Origin of the sequence: Bradyrhizobium sp. STM 3809 (genome assembly GCF_000239795.1) — a bacterium.
Lineage (GTDB): Bacteria > Pseudomonadota > Alphaproteobacteria > Rhizobiales > Xanthobacteraceae > Bradyrhizobium.
Genome location: NZ_CAFJ01000491.1, coordinates 1 through 10416 on the forward strand (window position 1 = coordinate 1; position 10416 = coordinate 10416).

8 protein-coding genes and 1 pseudogene are annotated in these 10416 nt (G+C 66.8%); 3 read left to right on the forward strand and 6 right to left on the reverse strand.

The window, feature by feature from the left end:
• Positions 1–193, reverse strand: a pseudogene (locus BRAS3809_RS22605) (hypothetical protein); the annotation flags it as partial.
• 308 nt (positions 194–501) lie between these two features.
• On the opposite strand from BRAS3809_RS22605, the gene BRAS3809_RS22610 reads away from it, so the two are divergent.
• Positions 502–1371 carry a hypothetical protein gene (locus BRAS3809_RS22610; RefSeq protein WP_008964356.1) on the forward strand — a complete coding sequence of 290 codons (870 nt, stop codon included), beginning with the start codon at positions 502–504 and terminating at the stop codon, positions 1369–1371.
• A gap of 18 nt (positions 1372–1389) precedes the next feature.
• On the opposite strand, the gene BRAS3809_RS22615 is transcribed toward BRAS3809_RS22610, so the two are convergent.
• The 3 genes from BRAS3809_RS22615 to BRAS3809_RS22625 form a co-directional block, all read right to left on the reverse strand.
• Positions 1390–1929 carry a hypothetical protein gene (locus tag BRAS3809_RS22615; protein WP_008964357.1) on the reverse strand — a complete coding sequence of 180 codons (540 nt, stop codon included), beginning with the start codon at positions 1927–1929 and terminating at the stop codon, positions 1390–1392.
• A gap of 14 nt (positions 1930–1943) precedes the next feature.
• Positions 1944–3119, reverse strand: a complete 1176-nt coding sequence (locus BRAS3809_RS22620) for a zinc-dependent alcohol dehydrogenase (RefSeq protein WP_008964358.1) — start codon at positions 3117–3119, stop codon at positions 1944–1946.
• Positions 3120–3363: 244 nt separating this feature from the next.
• Entirely contained in the window at positions 3364–3744 is a 381-nt protein-coding gene (locus tag BRAS3809_RS22625; RefSeq protein WP_008964359.1) for a hypothetical protein, read from the reverse strand.
• 325 nt (positions 3745–4069) lie between these two features.
• Here BRAS3809_RS22625 and BRAS3809_RS22630 point away from each other — a divergent pair, with 325 nt between their 5' ends.
• Positions 4070–5368 (forward strand): TadE/TadG family type IV pilus assembly protein, encoded by a 1299-nt coding sequence (locus BRAS3809_RS22630; protein WP_008964360.1) that lies wholly within the window; start codon positions 4070–4072, stop codon positions 5366–5368.
• 15 nt (positions 5369–5383) lie between these two features.
• On the opposite strand, the gene mdoH is transcribed toward BRAS3809_RS22630, so the two are convergent.
• Together mdoH and BRAS3809_RS22640 are read right to left on the reverse strand one after the other, a co-directional pair.
• The gene (gene mdoH, locus BRAS3809_RS22635) at positions 5384–7513 is read right to left on the reverse strand and encodes a glucans biosynthesis glucosyltransferase MdoH (RefSeq protein WP_035657721.1); all 2130 of its coding nucleotides are present in this window, start codon (positions 7511–7513) and stop codon (positions 5384–5386) included.
• Positions 7501–8985, reverse strand: a complete 1485-nt coding sequence (locus BRAS3809_RS22640) for a glucan biosynthesis protein G (protein ID WP_008964362.1) — start codon at positions 8983–8985, stop codon at positions 7501–7503. Before BRAS3809_RS22640 ends, mdoH begins: the two co-directional genes overlap by 13 nt.
• 326 nt (positions 8986–9311) lie before the next feature.
• Between BRAS3809_RS22640 and BRAS3809_RS22645 the strand changes: the two genes are divergently transcribed.
• Positions 9312–9833 (forward strand): hypothetical protein, encoded by a 522-nt coding sequence (locus tag BRAS3809_RS22645; protein ID WP_035657722.1) that lies wholly within the window; start codon positions 9312–9314, stop codon positions 9831–9833.
• Positions 9834–10416: the final 583 nt, after the last annotated feature.

The following is a 10416-nucleotide window of genomic DNA, read 5'->3' on the forward strand; positions in this document are numbered from 1 at the left end:
CCTTCATCAGGCCGTCGATGCCAAGGCAGGAGTATTGAAAGCTGACCAGCATGTGACCGGGACGATCGCTGATCGGCTCGAGGCCGAGCGTGCCGACGATCGTGCAGTCGTAGCGCGCGATGGTGTCGGCGCTGGCGGTCCCGAGGCCGGCATCAGCCGCAAGACCCACCGCAACCCCCGTCGCAATTCCCATGGCAGCACACACAGCCGATGCCGTGCTGGAAAAACGCATTTGCTCGCCCCCGCGTTGGTCGGTCGTGCGCACACTACCATAAATCGCAGTCGGCGTGGCTGCACTCCGCGGAACATATTTGATGGCGGCCGGACTGACCGATCGAGCCCGGCCAGCGCTGCCGGCTTGGTGGTGGGAGATTAACCACGCCGCGTTGAGACGGCTGCTCGGCGCCGGGGAATAAGCGTGAGCTTAACGCATCACGCGAGAAATAGCAGACCAACGCAGATGCGCATCTTGCGCGCAGGAGAGCCGTCAGGAGCGGAAAAGTGAGAGCGCTTTGTCTCGGCGCGTTGGCCTTCGTCTCAGCCTTGGCGCTGGCGGGCTGCAGCCGTCCGGTCATGCCGCAGGTCGCGGCGCCCTGTGTCGATCTGAGCGGCCAGTCCTGCGCGGAGACTCCGGCCGTCGGTCAGCCGGCTTCGCTGGCACCATCCGAGCCCGCCAAGGCGAGCCGCAAGGCGCATGCCGTGGCACGGCGTGCGGCCCTTCATCGCAAGCACGTCCGTGCCGCCAAGCGGCGTGCGGCGAGCAGCGTCGCCGCGGCCAAACCGGTTGAGAAGCCGGTTGAAAAGCTGGTTGAAAAGCCGGTGGAGAAGCCGCAACGGGCAGCACGGCCCGATCCCATTCCGCCGGCCGATGGCGCATCCGCCCCGGTCGCCAAGCCGCCCTCCGCTGCGAAGGATAGTCCGGCGCAAAATGCTCCGGCGAAGGACGGTGCCGCGAAGGATACTTCCGCGAACTCCGCCAAGGTCCAGGGCGAGGTGATGGTGGCCGCGGTCAAGGTCGCAGCCGAACTGGCCGAGCGGATGACCGCGCTGCGCGTGCCGGAGGGGCCTGGCGACAGTCCTCTGGTGGCCGTGCTGCTGGCGCGTCCCAACGTGCGCGCCCTCGGCGACCTCAGCGGCAAAGTGATCGCCATCGACGAGCGCTACGCCAAATCCAACGCCAGGATCACGGCCGCCATGAACGCGGCCGGCGCGTCCGAGGTGCTGCTGCTGGAAGGGCAGGCGACTGCGATCACCCGGCTGAGCAGCGGCGAGGTGAGTGCAGCCGTCGTCGCCTTGGCCTCGCCCGAAGCTGCCGAAGCGTTTCCGAAGATCGCGGGCTTCCGCCTGTTCTCGATCGCGCTCAAGCCCTGAGCCCGCTGCAGCCGCGCCTCAGGTCGTGGCAGGGCTGTTCGTGGGCCGCGGCAGCGCGGCAGACCTAGCCGCCGTGAGACCCTTCGGGAAACCGCTGCGGTCGCTGTAGAGCCGCTTGCGGCCGCGCCTCGGATCGTGCTGCGCCGCCACGTCCTTGGCGGCGATGTAGTCGAGCATGGTGACGCCGCCGACCATCACCAGCGCCGCGAGCACGGTGCCGGCGCGCGGATTGCTCGGCCTGACCTCGCCGAGCAGCGTCACCATGTCCAGCCCGTCGCCGGCGACGCGGCCCCACAGACCCGCCTTCTTCTCCACCGACAGCGTCATCACGCCGGCGAGCAGCTCGCGCACCCCATAGGCGCGCACCAGGCCCTCGCGGCCATGCATGCCGAGCGCATGGGTCACCCGATGCGGCGCCAGCAGCTCGAGCGTGCCGAGCGCGATCGAGAACCAGCCGAGCCCTCGGGCCAGCCGGTCGGCCGATGTCAGCGAGCTCGGACCGGTCGAGATGATCTTCGGATCGCCCTTGGACCGGACCAGATTGGAAAAATGAAACATGCTGTGTGTTTCCCTTACGGCTTCAACACGACCTTGACGCAGCTGTCCTGCTTATCGCGGAACGTGCGATACATCTCAGGCCCCTGCGCGAGCGGGACTGTGTGGGTGATCACGAAGGACGGATCGATCTGGCCTTCCTCGATGCGCCGCTTCAGTTCGTCGGTCCAGCGGTTGACGTGGGTCTGGCCGGTCCGGATGGTCAGCCCCTTGTTCATCAGCGCGCCCATCGGCACCATGTCGGAAAAGCCCGAATAGACGCCGGGGATCGAGACGATGCCGCCGGGCCGGCAGACATAGATGATCTCGCGCAGCGCGTGCGGCCGGTCGTTCTCCAGCATGAACATCTGCTTGGCGCGATCGAGCACGCTGTCCGGCTGCGCCATGCTGATATGGCTCTCGAAGCCGACGCAGTCGATGCACTTCTCCGGGCCCTTGTTGTCGGTCAGCTCGTTGAGCCTTTCGACCACGCTCTCCTTGTCGAAATTGATGGTGATGGCGCCGCCGGCCTCGGCCATGGCCAGCCGCTCCGGGATGCGGTCGATCGCGACCACCTGCTTGGCGCCGAGCAGGATGGCGCTGCGGATCGCCATCTGGCCGACCGGGCCGCAGCCCCACACCGCGACCGTATCATCGGGCTCGATGTCGCACTGCGCCGCGCCCTGCCAGCCGGTCGGGAAGATGTCGCTCAGGAACAGCGCCTGCTCGTCGCTCATGCCGTCGGGCACCTTGATGTGGGTGGCGTCGGCGTAGGGCACGCGCAGATATTCGGCCTGGCCGCCGGGATAGCCGCCGGTCAGATGGGTGTAGCCGAACAGGCCCGCGGTGGTGTGGCCGAACACCTTCTCGGCCAGATGCTTGTTGCGGTTGGTGGTCTCGCAGACCGAGAAATTGCCGCGCCGGCACTGCTCGCATTCGCCGCAGATGATGGTGAAGGGCACGACGATGCGATCGCCCTTCTTCAGCTTGCCGTCGACGCCGGAGCCGACCTCGACCACTTCGCCCATGGTCTCGTGACCCATGATGTCGCCGGGCATCATGGCGGGGATGTAGTTGTGGAACAGATGCAGGTCCGAGCCGCAGATCGCGCAGCTCGTCACCTTGATGATCGCGTCGCGCGCGTGCTCGATCTCGGGATCGCTGACCGTGTCGCAGCGGATGTCCTCTTTGCCGTGCCAGACCAGCGCTTTCATTCCCATCTCCGCGTCGAAAAGACCCTCGGACAAAGTCGGGGGCGCGGCGATGGTTGCTATCAGCGGCGGAAATATCGGCCGGCCGCGATGCCGGTCCAATGGATCGCCCGCGCGGCAGGAACGGGCAACTGGCAGGAGCCCGCCGCACGCCGGTCAGACGCGGGCGGGAACGATTCAGGCCTTAGGCTCGTCTTGGTTTCTCAGGCCTTGGCGTCTCAGGACGGGCTTCTCAGGCCTTGGCTTCTCAGGCCTTGGGCTTCGCGGCCTTCTTCGGCGCGGCCTTGGCTGCCTTCTTCGTCGCCTTGCCGTTTGCCGATCCGGCCGGCGCGGCGTCGGCCTTCTTCTCCGGCTTCTTCGGCAGTTCCGCCGCGGCGGCCTGGCGCATCGCGCGGGCATAGCTGTCGGCGACGTTGTCGGCCGAGATCAGCAGCCGGCGCGCGGCGGCGTTGGCCTGCTCGACCGCTTCGCGGGCGAGCATCTTGAAGCGCTCCTTGGCGTCCTTGTCCTTGGCCTTCATGGCCAGGCCGTTGAAGCGGTCGCGCCGCTTCTTCGCCGCCGCCAGGATGGTCTTGTTCTGCTGCTTGGCCAGTTGCCGGATCACGGCATCAAGATCGGCATCCGCCATCGTCGTCCCCAGAACTCCCGCAAGAATCAGCGCGCCAGGCGCCGCAGAGCGCGCGGACTATGCTATCCGCGCGGCCGCTTTGCAATCGGGGTATCAGAGGAGGGGAGAGCTCCTGCGTCGACGGCCAATCGCCGCAGCCGGCCCGGTCGTCCCACCGGCACGGAAGCGGCCGGCATATCAGTCATGCGCTGCTCGATGGTGCGTCGGCACCGTTTACGACAATCAGAAACGCGCTGTAACCAAGTCTCTGCAATCGCATCAATTCGAATGCAACTGTTGGCCTGCAACATCGCCGCTCGAAAGCACTTGCTCGTTGGAGTTTGCCGTGCAGGCCGCAAATCGGTATCTCAGTCTTCTGTCGCGGTTCCGCCGTAACGACAGCGGTAACATCGCGATCATCTTCGCGCTCGCCCTGTTGCCGATCCTGACCTTCGTCGGCTCGGCCATCGACTATTCGATGGCGGTGCGGGCCAAGGCCAAGCTGTCGGCCTCGATCGACGCGGCACTGCTGGCGGCCACCGGCTATACCGCCATGCGGGGCAGCGCCTCGGATGCCAAGACCGCCGCGACCAACATGTTCAACGGCCAGATGGCGGCGCATAATCTGACGGCGAACTCGCTCAGCATCGACATCAGCGACAGCGTCAGCGCGCGAACCGTGACGGGGACCGCGACGGTGGTCGTCAAGACCGCCTTCATGTACATGTTCGGCTATCCCAGCATGACCGTGTCGGCGTCCTCGTCGGCGTCGGCTTCGTTCCCGACCTACATGGACTTCTACGTCGTGCTCGACAATTCGCCGTCGCAGGGCCTCGGCGCGACCACGGCGGACATGACGACGCTGCAGAACGCGACCTCGGACAAATGCGCCTTCGCCTGTCACGACACCTACACGTCGAGCTCGAAGAAGACGCTGCAGACCAACAGCTATTACGCCAAGGCCAAGAGCCTCGGCGTCACCATGCGGATCGACGTCGTCCGCTCGGCGACGCAGTCGATGACGGACACAGCGACGACGAGCCAGGTCGTCAGCAACCAGTACCGCATGGCGGTCTACAGCATGGGCAGCGACTGCTCCTCGGTGGCGTTGACCACCATCGCCAGCCTGTCGTCGAGCATGTCCTCGGTGAAGTCGTCGATCGGCTCGCTCGACCTGATGACCATTCCCTACAGCGGCTACAACAACGACATGTGCACCGACTTCGACGGCATCCTGGCCGCTGCCGACAAGGCGATCCCCGCGCAGGGCGACGGCTCGCAGTCCAATCCGCAGAAATGGCTGTTCTTCGTCTCCGACGGCGTCGCGGATTATTATTACCCGTCGACCTGCAGCAAGACGACCGTCTCCGGCGGACGCTGCCAGGAGCCGCTGAACACCGCGACCTGCACGTCGCTGAAGGCGCGCGGCATCAAGATCGCCGTGCTCTACACCACCTATCTCGCGATCACCAACAACAGCTGGTACACGACCTACATCGCGCCGTGGCGATCCTCGATCGGCGACATCATGAAGTCCTGCGCCAGCCCCGGCTATTACTACGAAGTCGATTCCAGCGGCAGCATCGGCTCGGCGCTGAACGCGCTGTTCCAGCAGGCGATCGCCTCGGCGCATCTGACGAAGTAGGCGGGACCCGCGGCGTCAGGCCGGCAGCGCGACGATCTGCTCCAGCGTCGGGCCGTCGTTGAGCACGGCAAGCGTCTCGCGGCGCGACAGGAAGCCGGCCGCCTGCGCGAACGTCTCGGCATCGGCGATGCGCGCCCTGGCCGTGGCGAGGTCGACGTCGATGTCGCCCGGCGCACGCCGGCGCTGCGGCGGCAGCGACCTCACATGATCCCGTCGGAGCTTGGCACTCCGCCGCAATTCCGCGAGCGCCGCGCCTCGCGCGGGCCGCGGCTGATCCGCCAGCGCCCGGGCGCGGAGCAGGACGGGCGGCGGCGTGTGGTCCTCGGGTGTCGTGAACAGGCGCGCGCCGCGGCCGCGTCCCGCGGTGAGCAGCCCGATCGGAATCGCGAGCACGAGGCCGGCGATGACCGGCGACATCCAGGCCAGCAGCGGCAGCGAGACGGCGGTGGCGCTCACCGCCATGACCAGGCCGCACACGGTCGGCAGCGCGAATTTGCGCACGATCTCCCGCCGGCTGACGCCGCCGTCGCTGCGCCGCTGCACCTGCCATCCGGCGTCGCGGCCGAGCAGGATCTCGATCACCGCGACCGATTGGAAGATCATCATCGACGGCGCGATCAGCGCCGCCAGCACCGTCTCGGCCAGCACGGCGGCGCACAGCCGCAAGCCGCCGCCGAAGCCGCGCCGCAGCGCCGGCGTCAGCAGCGTGGCGACGCAGGCCAGCAGCTTGGGCACGAACAGCAGGCCGAGCGTGGCGCCGAAGACCTGCGCAGCAAGCACCGGGTCCTGCGCCGGCCAGGACGGAAACAGCGCAAACCCCTTGGGGAAGTATTCCGGCCGGACGAAATTGGCCTGCAGCGAGATCAGGATGCCGAGCACGAGGAAAGCGAGCCAGAGCGGCGCGGTGACATAGGCGCCGATGCCGATCAGAAGATGCAGTCGCGACACCCAATGCAGCCCGCGCGCCGGCAGCACGGCGAGGTGCTGCAGATTGCCCTGGCACCAGCGCCGGTCGCGCGCGGCATAGTCGATCAGCGACGGCGGCACCTCCTCGTAGCTGCCGCCGAGATCGACGGTCATGTAGATTCCCCAGCCGGCGCGGCGCATCAGGGCGGCTTCGATGAAGTCGTGGCTGAGGATATGGCCGCCGAACGGCTTTCGCCCCGTCAGCTCGGGCAGGGCGGCATCACGGGCGAAGGCTTCGACGCGGATGATCGCGTTGTGCCCCCAGTAGTTGCTCTCGGCGCCGTACCACCAGGCATTGCCCGATGCGATGAGCGGGCCGTAGAGCCGGCCGGCAAACTGCTGCAGCCGGGCGAACAGGCTCGCGCCGTTGACGATCACCGGTAGCGTCTGGATCAGCGCGGCCTGCGGCTGATGCTCCATCGCATGCGCCAGCCGCACGATGGTCTCGCCCGACATCAGGCTGTCGGCATCGAGGATGATCATGTGGTCGTAGGCCGCGCCGAAGCGCCGCACCCATTCGGCGATGTTGCCGGACTTGCGCGCGACATTGTCGGCGCGGTGACGATAGTAGATGCGCGCCGTGCCGCACGCCTCGCGCAGCGCGAGGTAGGCGGCCTCCTCGCCGATCCAGATGTCGGGATCGGTGGTGTCGCTGAGCAGGAACCAGTCGACATGCGCTCCGAAACCCGTCTCGGCCATGGAGTCGATCATGGCGCGCAGCCGCACCATGACGGCGTCCGGATCCTCGTTGTAGGTCGGCAGCAGCATCGCCGTGCGCGTGGACAGTGCGGGCAGGGGACCTGCGCGCTCGATCGCAAGGGTCTCGCGCGGCCTGATCAGCATCACGGCGAAGCCGGCCAGCGCGGTGACGAAGGCGAACGAGATCCAGGCGACCAGGATGCCGAACAGCGCCAGCACCAGGCCCTCCAGCACGGTCACGCCGCCGACCTCGACGACCTGATACATCTTGACGCAGCCCGCCAGGGTCAACGCGGCGGTGCCGGCGAGCACGAGTCCGCGGCGCAGCGCGACGCTCGCTCCGCTGCCGGTCGCGCGCCGGTTGGACGCCGCTTGCGAGAGCGGCGAGGGCACCATCTCCCGCGGCGCCTCGGCGGGAAGGAAGTCCGCGGGCGGCTGGTCTTGCGGCGGGCGCGGCAGCCTGGCGCTCACGGCGTCCATCGATAGATCCATGTCTCGGAGACGAGCTTGTCGCTCGCATACAGCTCGGCCCGCAGTTCGACAGGCGCGTCCTTGGCCGCGCATTGGAAGCTCAGCCGCCAACCTCCCGTCTCCGGATTGGGCTGTGCGACCACGTTGCTCACCTCGGTCTTCTCGGCGTTGACCACCGCCTTCACCGTGGCCGGATCGAGATCCTTGAGGACATCGCCGGCGAGCTCGAGCACGAACAGCCGGCCGTCGCCCTGGGCAGCCACGCCGGTGCGGGTGAAGCGCGCCAGCGCATGCGGCTTCGGCATGTCCGGGCCCCAATGCAGGCGATAGGTCATGTTGTGCTCGCCCTTGGCGGCGAGCGGCGTCTTCGGCCGCCAGAACGCGGCGATGTTGTCGTGGATCTCCTGCTTGGTCGGGATCTCGAACAGCACCACGGCGCCTTCGCCCCAGTCGCCGATCGGCTCGATCCACAGGCTCGGCCGCTTCTCGAAATGCGACTCCAGATCCTGGTAGGCGGCGAATTGCCGCTCGCGCTGCATCAGGCCGAAGCCGCGCGGATTGAGATCGTTGAACACGCTGACCTGCAGGTCGCGCGGGTTGCTGAGCGGGCGCCACAGCTGCTCGCCCTTGCCGTTGAACATCGCAAGCCCGTCGGAATCGTGCACGGCGGGACGGAAATCGTCGCTGTCGCTGCGGTCGTTGGGTCCGAACAGGAACATGCTGGTCATCGGCGCCAGCCCCGCATGCGCGATCTCGACGCGCGGATACAGCGAGGCCTCGACGTCGAACACGGTGGTGTCGCCGGGACGGATGGTGAAGCGATACGAGCCGGTGGCGCTCTTGCTGTCGAGCAGCGCATGCACCACCATCGCGGTGGCGCCGGCGACCGGCTTCTCCAGCCAGAACGCCTTGAACACCGGAAACTCTTCGCCCTTCGCCTCGCCGGTGTCGATGGAGAGTCCGCGCGCCGACAGCCCGTAGATCTCGCCCTTGGCCACCGCGCGAAAATAGCTCGCGCCGAGAAACACGCAGACCTCGTCGTAATAGTCCGGCCGGTTCATCGGCGCATGCAGGCGGAAGCCGGCAAAGCCGAGATCGGCCGCCGGGAACGCCGGCACCTGCGGCCCGAATGCGAAGTCTTCGGGGCGATACGGCACCGGCTTCGCCTGGCCGTCGACGACCTCGTAAATGTCGACGCGATCCTTGTAGATGAAGCCGCGATGGAAGAACTGCGCCCGGAACGGCAGCTTGTCGTCGCGCCACAGCGCATGCTCCGGCAGAAACCGGATCGAGCGATAGGCGTCGTAGTCGAGCTTCGCCAGCGCATCCGGCAGCTTGTCGTCCGGTGCGGCATAAGGCTTGGCCGCGAGCGCCCGCGCGAGATCACGCACCGTGGCGGCGCTGAACGGCTGCGCCGGCGTCGCGGCTGCTGCGCCCCGCGCGAACGATGCGGCGACCGAAATCGCAGCCGCAGATTGCATGAACTGACGGCGATTCAACTTGTTCTCGCTTTGCTGAATGGGAACTGCGGAGAAACATTTCTGCGGCCCTGCGGTTCCATGCCATTTGAGATACAACGCAGAGCATGCGGGTGGCGCGATGAACGGGGTGTGAGCGAGGGCAGTCAGCGCGCGAGAGTGATGATATGGTGCATTTGCGATCGGGAGAGCACGGCCGGCGTGCGGGCCTCATTGCGTCACGTTGTGGGCTTTCGCGCGCTGATCACTCCACCGAAGGCGAGCGCGGAGTGAGCCAGGGAGGAAATGTCTTGAATCTGTCTCAGGTGCTCAGGTTCGGAGGGGCCGTAGTGATCGCGCTCGCCTCCGTGTTTGCCGGATCTGTGTCGGCGGCCGACGATCTGTTCGCGACGGGCTATCGCAATGCTGAAAGTCTGTTCCGTCTGCAGGGGCGCGACGACCTCGATCTCATCGACAAGGAATGGATCGAGCAACGGGAGCTCCGGCTTCAACGACAGAATGCCGTCACAGTCCATTCGATGTGGCTGCCGGCCCAGGACTCGATGTGCGAGGTCGGTCTGCAGGTGCTGTTCTTCGAGGACGCCGATTGCGAGGGAAGATTTTGCCGGATGGTCATCAAATGCAGGTCTCGGACCGCGGCCGACCGGCTGAGTATGACTCTCACGGCCCGCAAAGCGATCGCGATTGCGGCCTGGAGCTTTGAACCTCGATGGTTCGATGCCTGCCAACGCCAGGGCATCCAGGTGTCGACACCATCTGGCGTGCTGCTCGTGATCATCGGCAGATTCGGCTTCGAGATCGCTGACCCGAACTTGCACTCGCCCGGGTGCGGCAGTGGGCAGTCGTTCTAGGCCGAGTAGTCGTCCGGCCTGCTGCTGCCTGCAGACTTTCGCACCCGAAGCTTACCGGTCGGCGCCCGCCACTGCAGCTTCCGCTTCTCGCGGCTGCAGCTGGACGAGGCCGGTCGTAGGTGCGATCCGTAGGGTGGGCAAAGGCGCGGCAACGCTGTCTGCGTCTTGCTGCGCTCTCTCGCGCGCCGTGCCCACCGTTGTGGCTCCGCATGCGTGGTTGGGTGGTGGGCACGCATCCGCCCTCCGGGCGGCTGCTTTGCCCACCCTACGGCCGAGCGCGAGCACAGCGGCCGTCGTGCCAAAAAATGGCATCCGGATAGACGAAAAGACTTTCTTTTTTACAGAAAGTATGATTGGATCTGCGCATCCCGCCTCGATCAAGGGGCGTATCGCGGTCGTCACGAACGTGGGGGTGGGATGCGATGGGCGTGCCGGCCGCAGCGCGAGCGATCGCGTGGACGAACGGTCCGGTGCGCACGGTCAAGCCGTGTGGTCCTGGCCTCCCGAAGCTGAGGTCAAGTCCGCGCCGACGCTGGCGCGGGCGACAGGGGCAAGACAGCCGGTCCCTGGGGAGAGCGCGGAG

Bases quoted from the DNA above. Each gene is read 5' to 3' on its own strand.
- BRAS3809_RS22615 (WP_008964357.1), bottom strand. From the start codon at position 1,929: ATGTTTCATTTTTCCAATCTGGTCCGGTCCAAGGGCGATCCGAAGATC.
- BRAS3809_RS22620 (WP_008964358.1), bottom strand. From the start codon at position 3,119: ATGAAAGCGCTGGTCTGGCACGGCAAAGAGGACATCCGCTGCGACACG.
- BRAS3809_RS22625 (WP_008964359.1), bottom strand. From the start codon at position 3,744: ATGGCGGATGCCGATCTTGATGCCGTGATCCGGCAACTGGCCAAGCAG.
- mdoH (WP_035657721.1), bottom strand. From the start codon at position 7,513: ATGGACGCCGTGAGCGCCAGGCTGCCGCGCCCGCCGCAAGACCAGCCG.
- BRAS3809_RS22640 (WP_008964362.1), bottom strand. From the start codon at position 8,985: ATGCAATCTGCGGCTGCGATTTCGGTCGCCGCATCGTTCGCGCGGGGC.